At 58.7% G+C, this 23,827-nt stretch carries 21 protein-coding genes; 17 read left to right on the top strand and 4 right to left on the bottom strand.

The annotated features are described in order from the left end of the window. Positions 1-71 precede the first annotated feature (71 nt). The 7 genes from QRN22_RS12295 to QRN22_RS12265 all read left to right on the top strand — a co-directional run bounded on the left by QRN22_RS12295 (position 72) and on the right by QRN22_RS12265 (position 8,168). A complete protein-coding gene (locus QRN22_RS12295; protein WP_042553903.1) occupies positions 72-1,841 on the top strand; it encodes a carbamoyltransferase family protein in 1,770 nt (589 codons plus the stop codon). A gap of 23 nt (positions 1,842-1,864) precedes the next feature. Continuing rightward, on the top strand, positions 1,865-2,917 hold the full coding sequence (locus QRN22_RS12290; RefSeq protein WP_156152704.1) for a polysaccharide pyruvyl transferase family protein: 1,053 nt from the start codon (positions 1,865-1,867) through the stop codon (positions 2,915-2,917). A 294-nt stretch (positions 2,918-3,211) separates the two neighbouring features. Beyond that, entirely contained in the window at positions 3,212-4,345 is a 1,134-nt protein-coding gene (locus tag QRN22_RS12285; protein WP_042553905.1) for a glycosyltransferase, read from the top strand. Beyond that, positions 4,324-5,247: a glycosyltransferase family 2 protein gene (locus QRN22_RS12280; protein WP_042553906.1), complete on the top strand. Its 924-nt coding sequence runs from the start codon at positions 4,324-4,326 to the stop codon at positions 5,245-5,247. The genes QRN22_RS12285 and QRN22_RS12280 overlap by 22 nt, the downstream gene beginning before the upstream one ends. Positions 5,248-5,354: 107 nt before the next feature. Next, positions 5,355-6,428, top strand: coding sequence for a CgeB family protein (locus tag QRN22_RS12275; protein ID WP_197077014.1), 1,074 nt, complete (start codon positions 5,355-5,357; stop codon positions 6,426-6,428). Further along, positions 6,425-7,279 carry a glycosyltransferase family 2 protein gene (locus QRN22_RS12270; protein WP_197077015.1) on the top strand — a complete coding sequence of 285 codons (855 nt, stop codon included), beginning with the start codon at positions 6,425-6,427 and terminating at the stop codon, positions 7,277-7,279. Before QRN22_RS12275 ends, QRN22_RS12270 begins: the two co-directional genes overlap by 4 nt. A gap of 28 nt (positions 7,280-7,307) precedes the next feature. Then, complete coding sequence (locus QRN22_RS12265; RefSeq protein WP_052493794.1) at positions 7,308-8,168, top strand: glycosyltransferase; 861 nt, start codon at positions 7,308-7,310, stop codon at positions 8,166-8,168. Here QRN22_RS12265 and QRN22_RS12260 read toward each other — a convergent pair. Continuing rightward, a complete protein-coding gene (locus tag QRN22_RS12260; protein WP_042553908.1) occupies positions 8,165-9,406 on the bottom strand; it encodes a hypothetical protein in 1,242 nt (413 codons plus the stop codon). The two genes, QRN22_RS12265 and QRN22_RS12260, sit on opposite strands and share 4 nt — an antisense overlap. 105 nt (positions 9,407-9,511) lie before the next feature. On the opposite strand from QRN22_RS12260, the gene QRN22_RS12255 reads away from it, so the two are divergent. From QRN22_RS12255 to QRN22_RS12225, 7 genes are all read left to right on the top strand, one after another. Next, the gene (locus QRN22_RS12255; protein WP_042553909.1) at positions 9,512-10,255 is read left to right on the top strand and encodes a lipopolysaccharide kinase InaA family protein; all 744 of its coding nucleotides are present in this window, start codon (positions 9,512-9,514) and stop codon (positions 10,253-10,255) included. Between the two features lie 140 nt (positions 10,256-10,395). Further along, positions 10,396-12,222 (top strand): lipid A export permease/ATP-binding protein MsbA, encoded by a 1,827-nt coding sequence (gene msbA / locus QRN22_RS12250; protein WP_042553910.1) that lies wholly within the window; start codon positions 10,396-10,398, stop codon positions 12,220-12,222. Between the two features lie 277 nt (positions 12,223-12,499). Next, positions 12,500-12,832, top strand: a complete 333-nt coding sequence (locus tag QRN22_RS12245) for a hypothetical protein (RefSeq protein WP_042553911.1) — start codon at positions 12,500-12,502, stop codon at positions 12,830-12,832. Continuing rightward, the gene (locus QRN22_RS12240) at positions 12,832-13,887 is read left to right on the top strand and encodes a glycosyltransferase family 9 protein (RefSeq protein ID WP_042553912.1); all 1,056 of its coding nucleotides are present in this window, start codon (positions 12,832-12,834) and stop codon (positions 13,885-13,887) included. The genes QRN22_RS12245 and QRN22_RS12240 overlap by 1 nt, the downstream gene beginning before the upstream one ends. Continuing rightward, positions 13,884-14,795, top strand: a complete 912-nt coding sequence (locus tag QRN22_RS12235; protein WP_042553913.1) for a glycosyltransferase family 2 protein — start codon at positions 13,884-13,886, stop codon at positions 14,793-14,795. The genes QRN22_RS12240 and QRN22_RS12235 overlap by 4 nt, the downstream gene beginning before the upstream one ends. Next, complete coding sequence (locus tag QRN22_RS12230) at positions 14,788-15,933, top strand: glycosyltransferase (RefSeq protein WP_042553914.1); 1,146 nt, start codon at positions 14,788-14,790, stop codon at positions 15,931-15,933. The genes QRN22_RS12235 and QRN22_RS12230 overlap by 8 nt, the downstream gene beginning before the upstream one ends. After that, positions 15,930-16,814, top strand: coding sequence for a glycosyltransferase (locus QRN22_RS12225; RefSeq protein ID WP_042553915.1), 885 nt, complete (start codon positions 15,930-15,932; stop codon positions 16,812-16,814). Before QRN22_RS12230 ends, QRN22_RS12225 begins: the two co-directional genes overlap by 4 nt. Positions 16,815-16,854: 40 nt before the next feature. On the opposite strand, the gene QRN22_RS12220 is transcribed toward QRN22_RS12225, so the two are convergent. Continuing rightward, complete coding sequence (locus QRN22_RS12220) at positions 16,855-17,520, bottom strand: BUD32 family EKC/KEOPS complex subunit (protein WP_042553916.1); 666 nt, start codon at positions 17,518-17,520, stop codon at positions 16,855-16,857. Continuing rightward, positions 17,517-18,701, bottom strand: coding sequence for an O-antigen ligase family protein (locus QRN22_RS12215; RefSeq protein WP_231570159.1), 1,185 nt, complete (start codon positions 18,699-18,701; stop codon positions 17,517-17,519). Before QRN22_RS12215 ends, QRN22_RS12220 begins: the two co-directional genes overlap by 4 nt. A 239-nt stretch (positions 18,702-18,940) precedes the next feature. On the opposite strand from QRN22_RS12215, the gene QRN22_RS12210 reads away from it, so the two are divergent. The 3 genes from QRN22_RS12210 (at position 18,941) to hldE (ending at position 22,769) form a co-directional block, all read left to right on the top strand. Then, the gene (locus QRN22_RS12210) at positions 18,941-19,837 is read left to right on the top strand and encodes a GNAT family N-acetyltransferase (RefSeq protein ID WP_042553918.1); all 897 of its coding nucleotides are present in this window, start codon (positions 18,941-18,943) and stop codon (positions 19,835-19,837) included. A 4-nt stretch (positions 19,838-19,841) separates the two neighbouring features. Further along, a complete protein-coding gene (locus tag QRN22_RS12205) occupies positions 19,842-21,263 on the top strand; it encodes a PIG-L deacetylase family protein (protein WP_042553919.1) in 1,422 nt (473 codons plus the stop codon). Between the two features lie 84 nt (positions 21,264-21,347). Then, on the top strand, positions 21,348-22,769 hold the full coding sequence (gene hldE, locus QRN22_RS12200) for a bifunctional D-glycero-beta-D-manno-heptose-7-phosphate kinase/D-glycero-beta-D-manno-heptose 1-phosphate adenylyltransferase HldE (protein ID WP_042553920.1): 1,422 nt from the start codon (positions 21,348-21,350) through the stop codon (positions 22,767-22,769). 92 nt (positions 22,770-22,861) lie between these two features. On the opposite strand, the gene QRN22_RS12195 is transcribed toward hldE, so the two are convergent. Next, positions 22,862-23,827, bottom strand: a complete 966-nt coding sequence (locus QRN22_RS12195; RefSeq protein WP_042553921.1) for a hypothetical protein — start codon at positions 23,825-23,827, stop codon at positions 22,862-22,864.

The raw sequence follows: 23,827 nt of genomic DNA, 5'->3' as shown, positions 1-23,827 counted from the left end.
CCAGGCAGGCTTGGCGAAACCAAACAATCGCGTTTGTCGACGTTCGGCAAGCGCACTAAGAGGCTTTATCCGTGGCATTGACGATTCTTGGCCTTTCCGGCGCCCTCAGCCATGACCCATCCGCGGCGTTGTATATCGACGGCAAGTTGATCGCGGCTGCCGAAGAAGAGCGCTTCGTGCGCGACAAGCACGCGAAGAATCGCATGCCCTACGAGTCGGCCAAGTTCTGCCTGGAGCAGGCGGGCATCAAGCCGTCGGACGTCGACGTGGTGGCGATTCCCTTCGCTCCGATCAGCCTGTTCGGCAAGGAACGCTGGCACTACGCCAAGCGCTACTGGTATGCGCCGGATCGTGCCCTCGACGCCATTCTCATGGGTAACCGTCGCTACAAGCGCTACCGCAAGAAGATCGTCTGGTGCCTGGAGCAGCTCGGCTTCGACGCCAAGAAGGTCAAGATCGAGCCGGTCGAGCATCACCTGGCTCATGCCGCCAGCGCCTATCACTGCTCGGGGTTCACCGAGAAGACCGCGATCCTCGGTATCGATGGCAAGGGCGAGTACGCCACCACCTTCTTCGGCTATGGCGAGAACGGCCGCATCCACAAGATCAAGGAATTCTACGATCCGGATTCCCTTGGTGGCCTGTATGGCGCGGTCACCGAATTCCTCGGCTTCGAGATGCTCGACGGTGAATTCAAGGTCATGGGCATGGCGCCCTATGGTGATGCCAGCAAGTACGATTTTTCCCGTTTGGCCAAGTTCGAGAACGGCGAGCTGGTGATCAACACCGACTACGCCAACGTCATCGGCCTGCGCCGCTACAAGGAAAAGGGCAAGGGCTTCTACTTCTCGCCCAAGCTGATCGAGTGGTTGGGGCCCAAGCGCGAAGGCGATATCGCCGACGATCCCTACATCCACTATGCCGCCAGCATGCAGGCACTGTTCGAGAAGCTGGCGCTGGAGATGATGGATTACTACCTGGGCGACATCATCCGCGAAACCGGCAAGATCGCCTTCGCCGGTGGCTGTGCGCTGAACGTCAAGCTCAACCAGAAGATCATCGCCCGCCCCGAGGTCAAGGAACTGTTCGTTCAGCCGGCTTCCGGCGACGCCGGTACCTCGGTCGGTGCCGCTGCCTACGTTTCTCACAAGCGCGGCGTGCCGGTCGAGAAGATGGAGCACGTCTACCTCGGCCCGGCCTATTCCAATGAAGACGTCATCGCGGCTTGTGCCCGGCACCCGCATGCGCCGAAATGGCAGCGGATCGACGACACGCCGCAGCGCATCGCGCAGATCATGGTCGACGGCAATCCCGTGGCCTGGTTCCAGGGCCGCATGGAGTTCGGCCCGCGCGCCCTTGGTGGTCGCTCCATCATCGGGTGCCCGAGCATCCCGGGCGTGGCCGACCGCATCAACGAACAGATCAAGTTCCGCGAGCGCTGGAGACCCTTCTGCCCGTCGATGCTCGATACCGTCGCCGAGCAGATGCTCAAGGTCGACCACCCGAGTCCGTTCATGACCTTCACCTTCGAGGTCAACGACGAATGGAAGGAGCGCGTCAGCGAAGTCGTGCACGAAGACGGCACTTCCCGTGCTCAGGTCCTCAAGCGCGAATTCAATCCGCGCTGGTACGACCTGATGCTGGAGCTGGAAAAACTCACTGGCAACGGCGTGTCCCTGAACACCTCGCTGAACCGCCGTGGCGAGCCGATGATCTGCTCGCCCACCGATGCGTTGAACATGTTCTTCGGCTCGGATCTGCAGTACCTGATCATGGAAGATATCTTGGTGGTGAAGGACGGCGTCTTGAGTGGCGATACGGTCAGCGGCGAGGAGCGGTAGGGGTGTCCGTTGCCCAGGTGCGATTGAAGGCGCTGCTGTTCAACGATACTTCTTCTGAAAATCACCACGGCTGCCAACTGGTGATGCGGCAGATTTTCACCTTGGCCGGGCAGGCAGGTATCGATATTCAGCGCTCCTGCCCGATGCACCACGATTGGCAGACGGACGCCGATCTGCAGCGTGACATTCGTGCTGCGGATCTGTGCCTGGTCAATGGTGAGGGCACCATGCACGACGATGCACCGCTGGCGATGCGCTATGGAGCGCTTGCCCGATATTGTCAGGAACATGGCGTTCCCTGCTTCCTGATCAATTCGGTCTGGCAGAACAATTACCGGCTCAATGCCCACGCTCACTGTTTTACCAAGCTGTTCGTGCGCGACACGATGAGCAAGGCCGCGCTGGCCGCTGTCGATGTGTCCGCGGAAGTCGTGCCCGACCTGACGTTGTCTTACCGGCACGCTGCGCCTAGCAGGCCCCGTAGCGGCATGCTGGTCAACGGTAGCGTTATCAATGAGCGGCTTGTCGAGGCATGGCGGATAACAAAGGTCAGGCAACACCTGCGTTATGTGAGCATTCGTACTCTTGCCCCTCTGCAACTGGGCAAGGGGTTCGACTTCTATTTGCGCAAGAACCTGCGCAAGCGCCTGAAGGCTTACCGGCGCATTGCCGCTAGTTATTTCCACTCTTACCCCGCCGATCTGCCTGCTTCTCTGATCGACAGGCTGCGCTGGCGTTATGCGGTGCTGTCGACGCGTCGGTTTCTAGGTCTTCTCGGTCGATCGGAGGGGGTGATTACCGGGCGCTTTCACCTGGTCACACTCTGCCTGGTCACCGGTACGCCCTTTTACGCCTTGCCTTCCAATACCCACAAGATCGAGGCCTTGCTGGCACAGGTCGGCCTGGTTGGGCGCCTTCAGCCTTCGTACGAACAGGCTGTCAATGCCGCCGGCCAGATCGCGTTCAGCGAGTCCGAGCAGGTGAGCATCGGGATCTTCCTGCAGCAAGCCCGTGTGCAGGCCGAGGCGATGTTCGCTGAGATGGCGCAGATCGCCAGAGTCGCTCAGCAACACTGAGATCTTTTCATGTGCAGGTGGACTATCCGCCTGCGCAGTCAGCTCATCGCCCCGATGGGCGCCATCTTGCCACCCCCATAGCCGGGTCAAATCCGCCATCCCCAGGCGTAATTTCGTCATTCATCGAAAACATTGAACCTGACGATCTCGTCAGTTTTCTCAACGACGTCAGTCCAAAAGTTTGACTAGGTATTTCGGGCGCCGTGGCTCGGGAATTCAATGCCTGGTCGAACGCTGACTATCGCGCGCACTGCAACGCAGCGCGCTTCGTTACCATGGACAGAGTCGGAATCGATGGATACTAATAAGACGAGTCAGGTATGGGTGCTGCAGATATGCCATGGCTACGATGGGCCGTTTCTTGATTGCGCCCGACAGTACGGGGTGCTTTTCGCGAACACGCCATACAAGGTTTTGACCGTTTACCTGACCGGGGAATACAGCGCCGAAGTGGAAAGAGGTTCTGCTTCCGATGAGGTGGTGTTTCTTGGTTATTCCAGCAGGGCCCTGAGAGGTCTCAAGCTCGGTGCAGTTCGTGCGATTCGTCGCATTGCCGCTGAGCGTAATTTCGCGCTGTGCATTGCTCATCGCTCGAAGCCTGCTTATGTGGCACTACTGGGCACGAAGCTTCCGGTGGTTGGAATCCATCATGCGTTCGGAGATTACGAGCGCCGTTCGCGCCAGCTCTTCGCCAATCTGTTTCGCAAGCGCTTGTATCTGTTCGGCGTCTCCGACGCGGTGCGCGATGACTTGCGCGCCTGTCTGCCAAGCTGGCCATTGCAGCGAATTCAGACGCTCTACAATCGTATCGATTTGCAGGCCGTTGAGGCGGAGCAATTGTCCCGCTCTTGCGCGCGTGAGGCCCTTGGGTTGCCTGAGGGGGCCTGGGTAATCGGCAACGTCGGGCGGCTGCATCCAGACAAGGATCAGGCGACGCTCATTCGTGCTTTCGCCGACGCGTTGCCGACCTTGCCGGGAAACAGTCTTTTGGTGATTGCTGGTAAAGGTAGGCTGGAGGCCGAGCTCAAGGCTTTGGTCGAGACGCTGGGCATCACCCAGCAGGTTCGCTTCCTGGGGCAGGTTCCACACGCCCGGCGTTACTTCACCGCTTTCGATGCATTCGCGCTGAGCTCGGATCACGAACCGTTCGGCATGGTCCTGCTCGAGGCAATGGCTGCGGGTTTGCCTGTGGTGTGTAGCGATTGTGGTGGTGGGCGTGAGGTGGTTGGCGAAAAAGGCCAATTGTTCGCCTTTGGGGACTGGCACGCGTTGTCCGATAGCCTGCAGAAAGTCGCATCGGTGAGCCAGGGTGAGCTGGATCACCTTCGCGAGGACATGCGTAAGCGGCTGCAAAGTCGATTCGTCGACTCGGCCGTGGCACCGTGTTTCTTCAGCGCGCTCTCTGCGTGGCCTGCGTGTCGGTTGTGAGCGAAACGGTACGCTCCATTCGCCCCCTGGTGAGCGTCATCGTGCCTTGCTACAACTACGGTGCCTACGTCGGCGATGCATTGCGCAGCATTTTGCAGCAGGACTACGAAGCCATAGAGTTGATCGTCGTCGACGATGGTTCTACCGACGACAGTGCCTTGCGGATCGAGGAGGCTTTGCAGGACTGGCGCCGGTACCCGAACATTCGCCGTGCCGAGTTTGTCCGTCAGCATAACCAGGGCGTCAGTGCAGCGCTCAACAAGGGGCTAGAGCTGGCTTGTGGGGAGTTCGTGGCGACCTTCGATGCCGATGATGTGATGGTGCCCGGGCGTCTCGCCCTGCAGGCCGATTATCTCATTGCGCATCCCGAAGTCGGTTGTCTCGGGGGGCGTGCCTTGCGAATCGATCAGCAGGGTCATGCCTTGCCCAAAAAAGACAAGGCCCGCCAGGTGCGCCGTTATGACTTTGCCCAGGCCTTGGCGGCGGCCTTGGTGGTTGGCGGCAATCTGGTTATGTACCGCCGCGATGCGATGATCGCTGCGGGGGGATATGATCCGGCACTGCGCGTACAGGATTTCCAGATGACCCTGAAAACGGCTCATTCTGGTTACCTCATCGATGTGCTTCCTGCTGCGGTCACGCTGTATCGCAAGCATGGCAATGGCTTGTCGGGCAATTATCTGGCCGAATACCGTTATGGCATGCAGTTGCTGGATCTTTATCGTGAACATCCGGCCTACGAGTCGGGCAAAGCCCGTCTGCTCACCAAGATCCTCGGGCCCGCAGTCACTCATGACAAGCGATTCGCCTGGAGTCTGTTTGCCGAAATTCCCCTGCGTCAGTGGGATCGTCAACTGCTCAAGCGCTTTCGCCACCTTCTGTTCAAGCGTCAGCGTGGTTAGGTGGCTGGTGCTTACTTAACGGTTGTCAGTACGGGATGAAAGAATTCGATATGCCTGTTGCGGTCCCTTACCGCTGCGGGCCACTGCTTTTGGATGGATATTGAATCATGCTGGAGATGCCAAGGGCGGGTGCGCCGGTTGCGAGCGAGCGCAAGTACCTGATTATCGATGGAATAGGTGGTGTGCCACTGGGCCGTGAACTGTTCGATGCGTTTTTGCAGGCCGGCAGCCGAGCTGTCCACTGGGATGCGCTGAAACAGAAACCCAGACAGTGGTACGGGTTGTCTTCGGCGCTCTTCAAGGCCCGTAACAAGGCCCGGGATCGGGAGGGTTTCTCGCACTTGCCGCGTCTGTCTCTGGAACCACTGCGCAGAGTGCTGGAGCAGGAGGCACCTACTCATGTCTTGGTGGTCGGGTTCCTCTACAAGCACTATGACGTCGCTCAAGTGGCCGAAATGGTACGCAGCGCTGGTGCCCGCTTCATCCTCTACGATACCGATAGTTGCAACCTCTATTCGAAACGTCGGGAGTTCCTGTATTTCATCGAGCAAGAGCTACCCCGCTATGACCAGCTATTTTCTTTCTCTGAAACGACTACGCGTTTTTTCCGTGAAGCACTGGGCCTGAATGCACTGCATTTGCCGTTTGGAGCGGTGGTGGTTCCAGAGTTGGGAAAAGAAAAGGATCGCGACGTCCTGTTTGTCGGTAGTGCCGATTTGCGTCGGGTTTTCCTGCTGGAAAACATCCGTGAAAATCTGGCCATACGCGGCAATCGCTGGCGCCGTAACTACTCGCTCATGTCCTCGTCGCTGCGCGAGTGCGTCGATGATCGCCCTGTCTGGGGAGAAGAGCTTCAGACGCTGTTGCAGAGCTCACGGATAGTGCTGAATATCACTCGATCGGATTTCTATGGCGCCGAGACGGGTGTGAACCTGCGAATATTCGAGGCAGTAGCTGCGGGTTGCTTCCTGTTGACCGATTATTGCGAGGAAATCGCTTCGCTGTTCACCCCTGGGCAGGATATCGAGGTGTTTCGTTCTGGTGCGGAGCTGAGCGAAAAGGTCCGTTATTATCTGGCTCATCCGCAAGAGCGCGAGCGCATTGCGCAAAATGGTCGAGCACGCTTTCTCGAACACCATACCTGGGCGAATCGCGTCGGACGTATTCTTGCCTGTGATTGACCCATGGCTTTATCAGGCTTGCCCTGTATTTCCTGAGATTATGTTTTCTTATGACTGATTCCGTTGCGGGCTCGCCTGAGTTGCCCGCTTGTTTCGATGTGGTAATTCTCAGCTTCGCCAAGGATGAAGCCTTGCGCCAGGTTAGCGAGCATTGCCTGGACTCGCTCGTCGCGTCTGAAGACCCGGCGAAGATCCGTTTCCGGGTTTGGGTGCTCGAGTCGAATGCCGACAGCCCTGTGTATCGGCAGCCTGGAGTAACGACGCTGTATCCCAGCACGCCTTTCAATTATCACGCATACATGAATCTGGGTATCAGAGAGGGCCATGCCCCCTTCGTTGCCATTTGCAACAACGACCTGTCCTTTCATCCCGGCTGGGCATCCGAGCTGCTTCAGGTGTTCGAAAGTGATCTCGGGGTCAGCAGCGCCAGCCCGGCTTGCTCTCTGCATCATCCGCGCAATGGTTTCGCTCTGCGTAGTGGTGTTTATCCCGGCTATGGAGTGTTGCGCGAAATATCCGGCTGGTGCCTGGTGTTTCGTCGTTCGATTCTGGATGTCATTGGCGAGCTGGATGAGCGTTTCTACTTCTGGTACGCCGACAACGACTATGCGCTGACGCTGCAGTCCCATGGGCTCAGGCACGTTCTCGTTACCTCCTCCGTTGTCGATCACCTCGATAGCCGGACCTTGAGTACGCATACCTCGGCGCGGCAGTGGCTGATGACCAAGCGTTCCAAGTACACCTTCGAAGAGAAATGGCATGGCAAGGGGCTGGGCTACCTGACCCGTAAAAAACTCAAGCTGTACCTGAAGTTCCCGCTCTACTATTTCGGATTGAAGAAAATCAAATGACCGGCCTTCCACTCGTGCGGAGCATCATTTGATCTCCATCGTCATCTGCAGCGCCCAGTCGGCGCGCTTGCAGGCAGTTGCCAGTAATATCGCAGCGACCATCGGGGTCGAGTACGAGCTTATCGCGGTGGACAACAGCGTCGAGGGCCGCGGGCTCTGCGAGGTCTACAACGAAGGTGCGTCCCGAGCCAGTCACGAGTTCATCTGCTTCGTTCACGAAGACGTCGAATTTCTGAGCGCTGGGTGGGGGCAGCTTGCCATCTCTCATTTCGCGGCTGACACCGAGTTGGCAATGATCGGCCTTGCGGGAAGTCGCTATAAGGCGAGAGTCCCATCCGGCTGGCACAGTGGGGACGAGGACGACCTGTGCATCAATGTGCGCCATGGCGTTTCACGTGAGGTTGCGACACTCGCTTTCGCGAAGCCGGATGCATATGCCGCAGCGAGTTGCGTTCCCGTGGTTGCCCTGGATGGTGTCTGGATGTTCGTCAGGCGCTCGGTCTGGGCCGCGGTTCGTTTCGACGAGCGTTTGAGGGGCTTTCATTTTTACGATGTCGACTTCAGTCTCCGCGTTGCCCAGGTTGGCAAGGTTGGCGTGGCTTTCGATATCGATCTGCTGCACTTTTCCCTTGGCAGTTTTCGTGAGGCCTGGGCGCTGCACGCGCTCGCCTATGCCGCAGATCCACCTGTGCAAATGCCGATGCACAGCGTTTCCGATATGAGCGAGGCGCAGATCCGCCGCAAGGAAGCATTGGCGGTGCGTTACTGGTTGCGTTTGCTGAGGCGGGCTCATCTGCCATTGTCGATTCGTTTGCGATGGCTGAGAGGTGTGAGGATTCGACGATATCCCTCGCTCTGGCGTGTGGCGCTAAGATTCCTGCTGCGCTAATGCCCGGCGTGAGTGATTTCGCGATAGCGAAAGAGCGAAGCGCCGAGGAGGTAATCGGCAAGCATGCTGACATCAACCGTCGATCTGAGCAGGGTGATGAGCTCTCCAGCGTTTGTAAATGCGGGCAGAGCCTGAGTCTCGAGATTCAGGCTCGGAGCACGGTAAACAGCGCAGGGAACACCGAACAGAGTGACTTCGAACAGACTGGTGGTGTTGAATCCCACCGCCAGATCATAGCGCTGAGTGGCTAGCGTCTGCGTAAGCGTTGAGCTGTCGTCGAGTGTCGCGCGTGCAGGCAGTGCTTCGATGAGTGCAGCATTGCCTGCAAGTAACGGATGCAGACGAATGGTCAGCTGGTAATTTTCTGGCAGTTCGGCCAATTCGCTGAGCAGTTTCACGCTGTCCGCGACATAGCGTTTGCCCGGCAGCAGGCAAAGGATATGCGGGCCAGCCGAGCTCGATCGCTCGATGGCAACTGGTTGTTGATGTGGCGGGTTGATATAGCCAGCAACCTGTGTCTCGAAATCGGCCGCCTGGCCACGATCACGATGAAATGCATCTATTTCCGCTCGGCAGAACTCGCTCCAGACCAGCAGCGTCTGCGCGGTGACATTTTCATAGTTGATGATGTCGATGGGGCTTTCGTTACGGTAGCGATGATACAGACCATGTTGTAGCGAATAGGTCCTGATACCTCGCTGTCGGCAGGCGCTGACCAGAAAGCACTCGGGTATATTGGCGCTGTTGTAGCTTACCAGCGAGGTTATCCGTTCGGTGATTCCATATCTTTCGATGGCTTTCATGTGCTTGATGGTGTAACAGAGCGCGCTGAATATATAGAGCCGCTCAACAACGGGTTGCTTGCAGGTGCGCACTATTTTCAATGCCGTATACATGGCCGACCAGTCCAGAGATTTGTAGGCATCTTCCTTGATGGCCGGTATGTAGCAGGTGCTGAGTTTCCTGTCGGATGCCAGCTCGCGACCGATACCCAGAGCCAGTCGTGTCTGGTCGTCGCGGTCGCAATGCCAGATGTAGGTATCTCCCGTCAATTCGTCGCGGCAGCTGTAGCGCGGCGTCAAACGAATCAACTTGATGGCCCTGCGAATTTTCTTCAGCGCAGGTCGATTATCGAAGAACAGATGGGCGAGTACCGCTGAGGCAGGGTTGCATATACTTTGTCCTGCATAAGTGGCGTGCTTGAGATTTTCTTTCGTTTTAGCGTAGAGGCTGTACATGATTCGACCTGTGGGGCAGCGGTGCGCTGTACTCGAAAAAACCGAAGCGAGAAGCAGAGCCTGTTCTTTCCTGCGAGATATGGATGCGTCGCAAGGAGGTGCGGTGTGGGGAAAACAGTAGTTTTTCAGAAGGGCAGTCTCGGGCGCAAACAAATCAATGCATTGCTGGCGCTTTTCGAGGGGCTGGTCGAGTTCGCGCCAGGCCGGGCCGTGGCGAAGATATATCGCGAGGATGATTCGATCTTCGTCAAACGCTACAGGCGCTCGATGAAGCCCTGGTGGAAGCGAATCCTGCGCCGGCCCTATCGTTCTCCGCTGCGAAGCGAGGCGATGCTGCTGTCGAGGCTGCAGGCACTGGCGTTCCCCGCCCCGAAGCCGCTCATGTATGCGGAGTCACGCCATCCCGGGTTTCATGAGAGCCTGCTGCTGACCGGTTTCCTGCCAGGTGTGCCTTTGGCTACCCTCAGCGGAGACCGGCTGCTGACAGGGGCGCGTCAGGCCCTTGCTCTCTTGGGGCGGTTGCATGCCCATGGCATCGTGCACGGCGACTGCAACCCATACAACTTTCTGATTGCAGAACATGCTTATGTTCTGGATTTCGAGCGGGGCGGAGATTACAGCCAGCAAGGCGCCGTGGAGGATTTCAGGAAGATAATGCTACGGTTGGACGATCTTGGGCTCGATGCGTCTGGCTTGTCCGAGGTTGCAGGCGCTTATGGTGACGCAGCCGGTACGCCGTCATTCGATGTGCAGGCATTGCTCGATGAGCTGCGTGGCATGGCCTTTGTGCGTAAGCCGACACGCTGGCGCCCGCCTCAGGAGCTGCATCTCGCTCGTTCTGTCGACTGAGCCTGCAAGGCATTTTGTCGCTCGCGGTGCGGTGCTGTTCAGCTCTGGGCTGGACGAGTCGGGTAACCGGCTTCCATGTCGATTTGGTTGCAGGGTCCCTGATGGTACAATCCTGCGCTTCGCCCCAGAGCCTCCATCTCATGCCTGATCCAAGCGCTAATCCATCGTCCATCTCCAGCTTCAAGCTGTATATGCGGCTGTTGAGCTACATGAAGCGTTACTGGTTGATGTTCGGGATCAGTATGGTCGGCTACATCATTTTCGCCTCTACCCAGCCAATGCTGGCAGGCTTGCTCAAGTACTTCGTCGACGGGCTCGCCGCGCCTGAAGCCGGGGCTGTCGAGCTGCCATTGCTGGGTAGCATGCAACTGCTTTATGGCGTGCCGCTGGCGTTGCTGCTGATTACCATATGGCAGGGCATCGGCTCCTTTCTCGGCGGCTACTATCTGGCACGGGTTTCACTGGGGCTCGTTCAGGACCTGCGCATAGCGCTTTTCAACAACCTGTTGACCCTGCCCAATCGCTATTTCGACAATCACTCCACGGGTTATCTGATTTCCCGTATCACCTACAACGTCGGTTCGGTTACAGGGGCGGCCACCGACGCGCTCAAGGTGATGGTGCGTGAAGGTCTCACGGTTGTATTCCTGTTTGGCTACCTGCTGTGGATGAACTGGAAACTGACCATGGTCATGGTGGCCATTCTTCCGCTCATCGCTCTGATGGTGAAAAGCGCCAGCAAGAAGTTTCGCAGCCAGAGTCGAAAGATTCAGAGTGCCATGGGCGAGTTGACACATGTTTCGTCCGAGACGATTCAGAATTATCGCGTGGTACGCAGCTTCGGTGGTGAGCGCTATGAGCGAGAGCGCTTCCATGAGGCGAGCGAGGACAGCACCCGCAAGCAACTGCGCATGACCCGCACCAGCGCCATCTACACCCCCAGCCTGCAGCTCGTGAACTATGCAGCGATGGCGTTTCTGATGTTTCTGGTGCTGTTCCTGCGGGGCGATGCCAGCGTCGGTGACCTGGTGGCCTACATCACCGCGGCCGGGTTGCTGCCCAAGCCGATCCGTCAGCTCTCGGAAGTCAGTTCGACCATCCAGAAAGGTCTGGCTGGTGCTGAAAGCATCTTCGAGCAACTGGATGAACAGCCGGAGCCGGATCAGGGCACGGTCGAGAAAGAGCGGGTTACCGGGGCACTTGAGGTGCGGCAACTGAGCTTCACCTATCCGGGGACCGAAAAGACCGTACTGCAAGACATCAGCTTCACCGTCGAGCCAGGTCAGATGGTCGCTCTGGTCGGCCGCTCGGGGAGTGGCAAGTCGACATTGGCCAATCTGATCCCGCGTTTTTACCAGCATGGCGAAGGGCAAATTCTTCTCGACGGTACACCGGTAGAGGAATACCGCGTGGAAAATCTGAGAAAACATATCGCCCTGGTCACTCAGCAGGTCTCGCTTTTCAATGACACCGTATTGAACAACATCGCTTACGGTGACCTTCGGCACTTGCCCCGTGAGGACGTCGAGCAGGCTGCGAGTGCGGCCTATGCCAGTGAGTTCATTGAGCTGCTTCCGCAGGGGTTCGACACCAAGGTGGGTGAGAACGGTGTCATGCTTTCCGGTGGTCAGCGGCAGCGTCTGGCCATTGCCAGGGCGCTGTTGAAAAGCGCCCCCCTATTGATTCTGGACGAAGCGACTTCTGCTCTCGACACGGAGTCGGAGCGCTATATCCAGGCTGCTTTGGACAAGGTCATGGAGGGCCGTACAACGCTGGTAATTGCCCATCGGCTGTCCACTATCGAGAAAGCCGACCTGATTCTCGTGATGGATCAGGGCCGTATTGTCGAGCGAGGCACCCATGAGTCACTGCTGGCGAACAACGGGTACTATTCGCGCCTGCACGCCATGGGACTTGATGACGAAGAAAAGGATGATGCTGAGGTTCCTGAACAGCCACCGCGTTAACCCGGTGCGCCGGTTGCAGGCGGCGGGTCGTTGGGAGGCGTTCTGAGTGATGCTTTATTAGCGCATCACTATTGCTGCAAATCCTTGCCGACATGTTGAGCCTTTTTGGCCTCCATCTTTGGGATAATGCATTCTTTGTTGTTGGCTACGTACGTAGGATAGGCGCCATGCGGCGCGTTGATCTCATCGTGTCGGGCTGAGTTCGCAGACAGATGTCGCGTGCTCCATCTGGAAACGGGAAATTAGGCCCGCCCTCAAATTTCACGTGGAATTCACAATGAGTTACTCACTATCGCCACTGTTTTTGATGAGTACGGTGATTTCTGCGTACAGCCAAGCGTCGATATGGCTTCGTATGGCCCTGTTTCAATCCGAGCAGAGCGGCGGCGCGAGTGTTCAACGGATAACTGATCATGGTTTCTCGCGCGCCTTGCCAAGTGGGAACGATGCATTGCAATTTTCATGTCCTGAGGCTTTCAGGGCGCTTCACAAGAAAAATGGCAGCGCTGCTGCGCGCAGTTGCAGAACGCTCAGCTACGGCCTGAGCATGTTCTTCTGCGCGCGTGCGCGCCCGATCATGGACGATATTCGGGTTATCAAGGAGTTCTGATGGCTGATGTTATACAAGAGGCCAGTACCCGCTTGGCCGCATTGCCGGCTGACTGCAGGCTTGCCCTGGTCCCGTCGATGGGGCTTGGCGACGGGTGCATTTATCTGGTTCTGGCTGCCAATCTCGCCAGAGCCGGTTATAACGTGACGGTACTGAGCAACCACTTCGGCGCACTCAATGAATGGTTGCCACTCTTCGAGGCGCGCTGTCTGCCCGCTCCTGACGAGACGTTCGCCGTCCTGGACGATTTCGATCTGGTTATTTCCGACCTGGGCAGCATGCTTACGCGTCACGGTGAGGCTGCGAGTGAACTTGCGCGACGCTATGTCTTCGTTGGCACGCTGCGTGTGGACCCTCGTTTCATCGAGCAACCTGCAACTGAGGCGTTGGCGCGGCTGCCCGCGGAAAAGTCGCTTTTGCTGGCGCCCTTGGCTGCGGCTGCGGGCCCGCTGCGTTGCCTGCCTGATGACCATGCCAGCATGGTCGAGCAGGCCGTAGCCTTTTGCCGCTCTCGCTTGGGGCTGGCTCACGCCTGCGACGATATCGGCATGCAGGTGCCTTCGACGCTAGCGCACCGTCGCCACGCGCAGCGCGTGATGCTTCATCCGCTCTCCTATAACGCAAAGAAGAACTGGCCCGCTGAGAAATACCTGGCGTTGGCCCGGCGATTACGTGCCGCTGGCTATCAACCGCAGTTCGTTCTGTCGCCTAAAGAAAGGCACGAATATCTGCATGTATTCGAACCTGAATTCGACGTGCCTGAATTCTCCGACGCCAAAGCCCTTGCCGGTCATCTCTATGAGTCCGGTTATGTAATTGGCAATGACTCCGGAGTGGGGCATCTGGCTTCTGCTCTTGGCATCCCCGTCCTGACGTTGTACCGCAAGCGTAGCGATGGGTTTTGCTGGCGTCCGGGGTGGGGGCGAGGTCGGGTTGTGCGCCCGGCCTTTTCGTTGAGTTTTCTGCGGAATCACTGGGCTTTTTTCATGAGTGTCAATCGCGTCGCTCGCGGCTTTCGAGCATTGAGCCAGCAGGTTAAGGTGGGGCAGAAATGAGTGGCTTTGCAGCGATCACTATCGTCATTCCTGCCTATAACTATGCCTCTACCCTGGCCAGGACAGTTCGCTCCGTCATGTCTCAGCTGGGCGAAGATGATGAGCTATTGATCATCGATGATGGGTCGACGGATAACACGCCACAGGTCGTCGAGGCTTTGGAGGCGGAGTTTCCCGGACGGTTCAGGTCACTACGCAAGAGCAATGGTGGATTGGCATCTGTGCGCAATCTCGGGATCGAGCTGGCGCGTCATGACTGGTTGGTATTTCTCGATGCGGACGACGAGATGGCACCGGATAGCCTGTCGCTGATCCGTGCGCACTTGGCCCTGAATGAGCAGTCTCGCATGGTCATCGGCGGACATTGGTCGGTTGATCAGGAAGGTCGCCGTCGCCGGCATTCTCCCGAGCGTCTTCCTGATACCCCCCTGCTGCGTGTGCGGGCCTACCTGCTGGACAAGACACTGAGCATTTCCAATGGCGCCTGCGTGATGCATCGCTCGATTTTTCAGGCGGGAAATTATCCCGAGCGCTTCCGTAATGCCGAAGATATTCCGGTCTTTGCGCAAACACTGGCGACCTATCCCGTTTCGCTTTTGCCAGAGCCGCTGGCGATGATTCACAAGCACAGCGACAGTCTTCGCCACGACTTCGTGTCGAGCCTCGCGGGAGGCGTTGGGCTGGTCGATGAGGTTTTTGATCGACTGCCGGCGGCGCTGCAGGAGCTACGCGCGCCTTTTTATCAGCAGCGTTGCCTTTCCCTATTTCGTAGTGCCTACCTGGCCGGAGATTTCAGGGCAGCGAAGCAGTTCTACTGCCAGGCCGTGAGCAGTGATTGGAAGGTGCTATTCAAGCTCTCCTACTCCCGAAAGGCGCTTCGCCTCTGGATGGGGCGACCTTATGGCTAAGGTTCTGAAAGTCCTGCAACTGCAGACTCGCTATAACGCTGCGGATACCAACTCCGATCTGGGGGAGCAGATTCTGCAAGGCTTGCCAGCCGAACGTTTCGATGTGGTCAACGCTTATCTCGAGGGACGGCCGGCGGAAGATGCTCAACATTCCGGCCGACGCCAGGTGTTCTTCGAATTCACTGAAAAGGACATGAGCGGGCTGCGTCTCAAGGTACGCAGGCGCTTGCTGGCGTTCTGTCAGGAGGAGGGCTTCGATGTGGTGCTGTTGCATCGCTTCAAGACCGTCAACCTGTTCATGCACCTCAACAAGACATTGCGCATCCCGCGATGCATCGGGGTGTCACACGGTTTTGGTGAATACGATCGCTTCTATCGGCGCTGGCAGGCCAGGCGATCGATCGACGAGTGCTGGCGCTTCGTTGGCGTGTCGCCGGCTGTAGCCGATTATCTGATCGCGTTGCGCTGTGGTTTTACCAGCGCCAATACGGTGGCGATAACCAACGCCCTGGATATCGACCTGGCTGAATCTCTTCAGCTGTCGCGCGACCAGGCACGGCAAGCTTTGGAGCTACCATCCGAAGCCCTGATCATCGGTGCGATAGGTCGGTTGGTGCCCATCAAGGGACACGTGTATCTCATTCGGGCATTTTCCGCCCTGAGTGACGAGTACCCGAACGTGAACCTGGCAATCATCGGTGGTGGCCGCGAAGCTGACAACCTGGCGGCGTTGATTGCCGAGCTTGGGTTGCAAAAGCGCGTGCATCTCTGTGGTACTCGGCCAGATGCCATGCGTTATGTGAAGGCATTCGACGTTTTCGTCATGCCCTCGCTGCAGGAGGGGCTTGGTCTTGCGTTGCTGGAAGGCATGTGCGGTCGATTGCCGGTACTCGGCTCTGACATTCCTGCGATGCGGCCCTTGCTGAGCGGGGCGGGTGGGCGTTCGTTTGCGCCTGGCGATGTCTCTTCCCTGACCGAGCAACTGCGTGCCTGTCTTGCTGACAGCGAGGCTGCGCGTGCCGAGGATGGGGAGCGTGCTTATCAGTACCTGCGGCGTGAGCACGACATCGAAGATTTTCGTAACAAGTACCGTGCGCTCCTCGAGGGTGATCGGCCGGTCGAAGGAGCGTTTACATGACAGAGATTCAGGCCGCGCTGCCGCTGGTTTCAGTACTGATTTCCTCCTACAACCATGCTGACTTCATCGAGGCGAGCATCCGCAGCGTCTATGCGCAGGATTATCCCAATATAGAGTTGCTGGTGGTCGACGATGGCTCGCGCGACGACAGTGTGACGGTGATCAGGCGGCTGCAGGAAGAACTCGGGTTCGATTTCGTGGCCCAGGCGAACAAGGGGCTCTGTAGCACGCTCAATGAGATGATCGCTCGCAGCGCAGGTCGCTATATCGCTCCGCTGGGCTCGGATGACGTCATGCTCCCCGAGCGTCTGTCATTGCAGATCGCATTCATGGAGCAGCATCCAGAAACCGGCATCTGTGCCGGTGGTATCGTTCTGATCGACGGTGACGGAAAGCCGCTGCCTGACAAGAAGCAGCGTCATCGCCCCGCTCGGCGGCTCGATTTCGATGATCTGTTCATGGATCGAAAGCCTGGGCCACCTGCGCCAACCTTGCTATTTCGTCGCGACGCGCTCGAGACGGTTGGTGGTTTCGATCCATCCATTCGCATCGAGGATTACTACGTAGAGCTTCGTATCGCTCACGCCGGGTACTTCATCGACATATTGGCAGAGCCGCTCGCTCTCTATCGCGTGCATGGCAGCAATACTTACAAGAACCGCCGATTGATGATCGAGACCGAGCTCGCAATCTACAAGCGTTTCGAGGAGCATCCGGGCTATGAAGCGACTCGGTTGCGTTATCTGAACGCGATGTTTGCCAAGGTCGCGAATGAAGATAGGGCGTTGGCAGGTGAGTTGTTGGCTCAGATTCCTTGGCGCTCGCGCAATCTCAAGACGCTCAAGGGGCTCTGGCGCTACTGTTTCACACGAACTGCCTGACACCTGCACTTGGCGGCAAGTGCGGCATGTCCGTCATCCTTCACTGCGTCGCCGACAGCCATTTTTTCAGGTCGCGAGAAAAGCGCTCGGCGCTGCGAGTGCTGACGCTCTTTGCGTAGCCTGCTACCCAGTCTTCGCGGTGTTGCTCGGTTAGCCAGCCGATATCTTCCGGGTATCTCAGGATGTGCTGCAAATTGCGGCGGCGCTTCCAGGGGGCCAATGCATTGCGCTCGAGTTTCATGTCCGACAGGTCGATCAGGCCGAAGCTCCCGTCTGGCAGCAGCAGCACATTTCCCAGGTGCAGTGAGCGAAAGTACACGCCGCACTGATGCAGTTCACCGAGAAAGCTTCCGAAGCGCATCACGTCTCGAGAGCGTGTCGCAGCATCTGATTTGCGCAGGTGATTGCGCAGCGTGTCGCCAGGCAATGGCTGATAGCGCACCGCGCTGAGGCGGCGTTCACTGATCATCAGCACCTCGAGAACCTTAGGGGCGGAGATGCCCAGGTTCAGCAGGCCGTTTGCATTGTCTGCGAACCGTTGCGCAGGCAGATCCCACAGATCGGAAGACAGCAGCCGCTTGCGCCGGTACAGTTTGAGGAAGTCGCCCTCCTTGAGTTCGGCGACCTTTATGCCCAGGCCATCCTCTTCAATGGTTCTGGCGTCCTTGAGCAGTCCGTCCAGCTGTGCGGGTTCGATACGCTTCATGCTTGCGACTGCCTATGCCGAATGGAAAGAGCGCATAGCAGCGCCAGTGGTATCCAGATCAGGAACCAGCTCTCGTTGGGACGTGAAAGATAATTGCCACCCTCGGTCAGTCCGGCACACAGTCCGTAGATCAATAGCGCCGATGCGAGCTGGAAGTGCGGCTCTGCACGCAGGCGCAGGCAACGCGAAAGCGCGAATGCATACATGGCAGTCCACAAGCCAAGACCGATAAGCCCCAGTTCGAGGAGTACCGCGAGCTCGACATTGTGCGGGTCATGCAGCAGGTAGCCAACCCCGGCAATGTCGAAAACGAATTTGCTCTCATAGCCCGAGCCAAGCCAGAGGTGCTGGCCCGCCTGACGTACCGCGTCGGCCCAGAGCTCGGGTCGATATGACATACCGCGCTGGAGAAGTATTTCCGGAAATGCCAGGTATGCGGCACTCGCCCCGATCAGCAGGGCGCCTACCAGAAGGATCGCGCGTTTTCCGCTCATCAGCAGCATCCAGACGCTGGTCAAAGCCAGGCCCATCAATGGGGTCCGCGAACCTGTGGCGAGCAGCGCGGCCAGGAGGGGAAGAGCCATGAGAATTGGCAGCCAGTCATGGCGCTCACTGCGTGATAACCAGGCGGCCACCCAGTAGGTGCATAGAAACCCCAGCACATGGGAGGTCAGCAATGGATTGCGCAGAGCCCCGCTACCGATCAGCCGCTCACCTGGGGTTGCGTGCTGCAGGAACCACACGATATTGACGAGAGCCGCCAGTGCGCCCAAGCCGGCGCCGATGCGCAATGTTTTCAAAAGCAGGACTTCGCTCTTGAGAGCGATCAGCGCGCAACCTGCGAATAACATGAACACGTAGAGAGGCCGCTTGGCCAAACTGCCGAGGTCGTCTTCGGCACGGGTCCAGCCCATGCTGATCAGCAACCATGCAGTCAGCGCCAGGAAACTCAGCAGGACTGGCTCGCTCAGAATCGGTTTGATCTGCCTGGGTGCAAGTACGAGTCCTAGCAAAGCTGGGGCTGCGAACATGACGTAGTAGATTTTTTTGTAATGGCTGCCGTCACTGACCCAGAACAGACCAGTGAGTAAAACTAGATAGCCGAAGACGAGCCAGCGTCCAGCAATGAAATCGTGTATCCGGATGCATATGAGATGCGGCTGCGAGTTCGATACCTGCACTAGGGGTTCCAGCATGTCTACAAAAAGGGCGTTATCTTAATCCATCACCGCACAACTACCAGCGAATGCTGTGCTAGTCTTTCGCGCTTTTTTGACGGTACGCACATGCAGGTGAGTCTCTGGAGAGCCAAACAGCCCTTCTGCTCGGACATCAGCCTGCTGGCCAATGTTTCGGTCTGGCCAGTGCGTGAACCGTATGTTGCGCTATTCAATACCACTACGTCGGAGCAGGATGCCTGATGTTCAATCCCTTTCAGCGCTGGCGCGAACGCGGCTGGCGTTCGATCAGTGCCGAATGCTACAGCGAGATCTGGTCCCGTCTGGGGGGGAGTGTCGCGACCCATCCTGAGGTGGTCTCGCGGCTTTCTGCCATGGCTGGCATTCCCGTACGGTATCTGGGCTGGCCTCTGGAGGGGCAACTGCAGGCCGCTGTTCCCGTGTGGGGTGGGCGCTTGGCTTTATCTCGCGATGTGCTCAAGCGCCGCGGTCAGCGTGACCTGTTCGATCTCGGCAATGCCGAAGTGATTCTGCCGATTGCCAAAGGGGCGATGGCGCCTGTGCGGCAACGCATGCGCTACGTTTCGGCTCTCCATCAGGGCAGCATCTCGACGCTCTGCAAGCAGCCCGAAGAGCTGGCTATCGCCCGGGAGCCGGAGGAATACAGCAAGAAGTTTCGTTACAACCAGCGCCGTGAATTGCGGATGCTGGAAGAGGCCGGCGGGCAGGTTTTGCCGGTTTCGCAGCTGTCTGCAGGCGAACTGGCAGCTATCTATACCGAGTTGTTCGAGAGCCGCTGGGGCTTCGCGGTGCCAGGTAAAGTGCACCTCGCCGAGGTCTTCGAAGCGTTGCGGGACCTCCTGTGGGGAAGCTATCTGCAACTTGACGGCAAGCCTGTCGCCGTTCAGGTCTTGTACAGAGTCGAGTCGCCAGAATGGATCAGCATCGAATACATCAATGGTGGGGTTGACCCCGCTTCCCGTGATTTCAGTCCGGGCAGCGTGCTCAGCTTCATCAACACGCAGTCTGCGTGGGAAGAGGCTCGCTTGAAGGGAAAGGCTTTACGTTACTCGTTCGGCCGCGCCGATGTTGAATACAAGGATCGTTGGTGCAATCGCCAACCTGTTTTTCGAGTGTAAGTGTATGGAAGCACGCAAGCAGCAGTTGTTACGTCGGCATCGGCGTAACAAGCGCATTCTCATGGTCGTTGCCTTACCGGTTCTGGTAGCCCTCGACTGGTTCGGCTCATGGGGGACGGCGCCGGTCGTTCTCGTTCTGGCATGGATTGCCCACGAAGCCTGGTTTTCCGACCATCTGTTCTATTCGCCCAAAGACGACTATCGCTACGATTTTCCGGCAGACAGCCTGAGCCTGTCGGTACGCATCGGGCGCGATGGTCGTGTTGCGCCCGCTACTGCCGCATTGCCTGACAGTGCCGAAACACTGGTGCTGGCCGTTCACGTTCGCAGCAGTTGGCTGGGACGCTGGCTGGACCCGAATGTGCTGATCGGGGAAGGCGCGCACCTCGATCGACAGGACTTCGAAAGGGGCGTCAACGGGGTACGCTTCGTCAACCTGTCCGGTTGCCTTGCGGCGCTTCGTGATGGGCGACTGAGGGTGCGCGGGCGCTTCTGCAGGCTGTCCAGCGAGGCGACTCTGCATTGCTTCAGCAATCCCGACTATGCCGGTCGTCGGGTGATGGTCATCGCTCCGCATGCCGATGACGCCGAACTGGCCGCATTCGGGCTTTACAGCCGTTGTATCGAAGCCTCCATCGTGACACTGACTCAGGGCGAGATCGAGGCGAAGTTCTATCGGCGTCTGGGCCTGAGTGACACGGCGGCTGCGCGGCTAAAAGGTCGCCTGCGCAGTTGGAGCAGCCATACCGTGCCGCTGTGGGGAGGCGTGCCGCCGAGTCACTGCGTGCAGTTGGGCTACTACTGCATGCAGCTGACGAAAATGGAGGGCGAACCCAGCATGCCCTTCGTGTCATTGGAGTCGGGCGATTCGGATATCCGTAGCGTGCGACGTTTCAATCCGTTCAGGTTGCCTGGGGATACCGATGGGTTGCCTACCTGGAACAATCTGGTGGCCGATATGGCGGCGCTGCTGCAGCATTTTCGGCCCGAGGTCGTGGTCTTGCCTCACCCGCAGCTGGATCCGCATCCCGACCATGTCCAGTCCAGCAGGGCGCTGCACCAGGCAATAGAGCTCGGTGGCTGGCGCCCGGATGTACAGCTGCTTTACGCCAACCATCTCGCCGACAATGATCGCTGGCCCATGGGCCCTGCGGGCAATGGCGTAGCATTGCCGCCCTGTATCGAGCCGTTGCCTGCCGACAAGCTGTGGAGCCCGCTACTCGATGATCAGGAGCTGGTCGACAAGAGCCAGGCGCTGGCGATGCAGCACGATCTGCAAACGCCGCTACCCTTCAAGAAGCGTTTGCGTCGCTTCATTCAATGGTGTCTGGCGGCGCGGCGCTGGCCTCAGGCGGGCGAAGACGAATTCTTCCGCAAGGCGGTACGTCGGCACGAGCTTTTCTGGGTGCGACCGCTGGATCGCTGAACGTCGCTGCCAAGGCCTGACGGCGGAGTGGCCATGGCCAATGTGCTATTCTCCGCGACGATTTTGCATATCCGGAGTTTCCGCATGAAGTTATCCATGCCCCGTTTCGATCAGGCCCCCGTTCTCGTGGTGGGCGATGTCATGCTTGATCGTTATTGGCACGGCGCTACCTCGCGTATTTCGCCAGAGGCTCCGGTGCCCGTGGTCAAGGTCGAGCAGATCGAGGACCGACCAGGCGGCGCGGCCAACGTTGCGCTGAATATCGCCGCGCTCGGTGCGCCTGCTGTGCTGGTGGGTGTCACCGGTGAGGACGAGGCGGCGGAAAGCCTGCGTCAGAGCCTGGAAGCCATTGGTGTGAAAACCTACTTCCAGCGCATCGAGAGTCAGCCGACCATCGTCAAACTGCGGGTCATGAGTCGTCATCAGCAGTTGCTGCGCATGGACTTCGAAGAGCCCTTCCATACCGACGCCGATGCGCTGGCGCGGCAGGTCGAGCAGTTGCTGGATGAGGTCAAGGTGCTGGTGCTGTCCGATTATGGCAAGGGCGCCCTGCAGAACCATCAGGTGCTGATTCAGGCCGCACGGGCGCGAGGCATTCCTGTGCTGGCCGACCCGAAAGGCAAGGACTTCTCCATCTATCGCGGCGCCAGCCTGATCACCCCGAACCTCAGCGAGTTCGAGCTCATCGTCGGGCGTTGCGAAGACGAAGCCGAGCTGGTCAGCCGTGGTGCTCGCCTGATGCGTGAGCTTGATCTGGGTGCTTTGCTGGTGACCCGCGGCGAGCATGGCATGACCCTGCTGCGCCCGGACCATGCGCCATTGCACCTGCCCGCCCGCGCGCGGGAAGTGTTCGATGTGACGGGGGCCGGGGATACGGTAATTTCGACACTGGCAGCCTCCATCGCGGCAGGTGAAGAGCTGCCTCAAGCCGTTGCACTGGCCAACCTGGCTGCGGGTATCGTCGTCGGCAAGCTGGGTACGGCGGCGATCAGTACTCCCGAGCTACGTCGTGCGGTACAGCGTGAGGAGGGCTCCGAGCGTGGTGTGCTGAGCCTGGAGCAACTGCTGCTGGCCACTGAAGATGCTCGCGCTCATGGCGAGAAGATCGTATTCACCAATGGCTGTTTCGACATCCTGCATGCCGGTCATGTGACCTACCTTGAGCAGGCGCGTGCCCAGGGTGATCGTCTGGTCGTCGCGATCAACGACGATGCTTCGGTCAGTCGCCTGAAGGGGCCCGGCCGTCCGATCAATGCCGTGGATCGGCGCATGGCGGTGCTGGCCGGCCTAGGTGCCGTGGACTGGGTGGTGAGTTTCAGCGAGGACACGCCCGAGCGCCTGCTCAAGCAGGTTCAGCCGGATGTGCTGGTCAAGGGTGGCGACTACGGCATCGATCAGGTGGTTGGCGCCGATATCGTGCTGGCCTGCGGCGGCGAAGTGCGCGTCCTGGGGCTGGTCGAGAACAGCTCGACCACCGCCATCGTCGAGAAGATACGCAGCCGTTGAGCATCAACCCCGCCATTCGGCGGGGTTTTGCTATGCGCTCTGTAATCCTCGATAGTAGGATCCGGGCGGGGCGAGGTGCACATGCCCGCATGTCAGACCGCTGCAGCGGTATCCAGGCGAACTCTCGGTACCTGTGCCGTGCCGGCGCGGTTGGTGCCAGGGCCAGATTTGTGGGCCTTCGGCTTGACGTTCTGCAGCGCCAGCCAGTCCTTCCAGCGAATGCGTTCATCGCGCACCAGCCAGCCATCCTGGGCAGCAAAGCTCTCGGCCAGCCACAGGCCACGGGTGTTGGCAGGCACCAGTTGGCCCTGGCGCAGGGTCATCAGCTCTGCCGTCGGCCGGCCCTGTTCAAGGGGAATCAGATAGAGGTCCGGGCGGCTGTGATCCAGCCGCGCGATCAGCTTGCCGTTCTCCAGATGCTCGTCAACGTGCAGCAGGCTGGGCTGTTTGGCTTCCTTGGGCAGGTCCAGGCGCATGTCGTAGACCAGCTGCAACGAAGCCGTTGGCACGTGCACGTAAGCGCGGGGGCGTTCCAGCAAGGTCAGGTTACCGCACTGCACGGGGCGCGCTGCGCCGGACAGTGGGCTTAGCTGGAAGTGCACGCCATCGCGGTACCTGAGCGTCCCCTCGTAGGGTGCTGGTAGCCAGGTATCGCCGAAGCGTCCGTGCAGCCAGCCTTCGCTGGTTTCCAGCAGGCACTCTTCGGCCACTTCCTGAATTGCGGTCAGCAGCGGCAGGTTGAGTTCATGAGCCGGCACATAGCCTGAGATCAGCTTGAGCACGACGTCGCCACGATCGAGGCGTCGCTGACGCACCAGCAGCCAGTATTCGCGGCCTTGCCAATTCAGGGTCAGGCGCACCGAGACGCCCAGGTTGGCCAGCTCGACGGCGAAGCGCTGACTGTCGTTGAGCTCGACCGGCTTGCGGCGTTCCAGCACTTCGCTGAAGTTCAGCGGGCGGCCAAGGCTCTGATAGACGATACCGTCGGTCGAGGCTTCGACGAACAGCGGCATGGTCTTGAACGTGGCAGGGTCTTTCCGGGAAATGATACGCGGCAT

The sequence above is a fragment of the Pseudomonas sp. MEJ086 genome (assembly GCF_030209025.1).
Classification (GTDB): domain Bacteria; phylum Pseudomonadota; class Gammaproteobacteria; order Pseudomonadales; family Pseudomonadaceae; genus Aquipseudomonas; species Aquipseudomonas fulva_A.
This window is presented reverse-complemented; position numbering and strand designations above follow the sequence as displayed.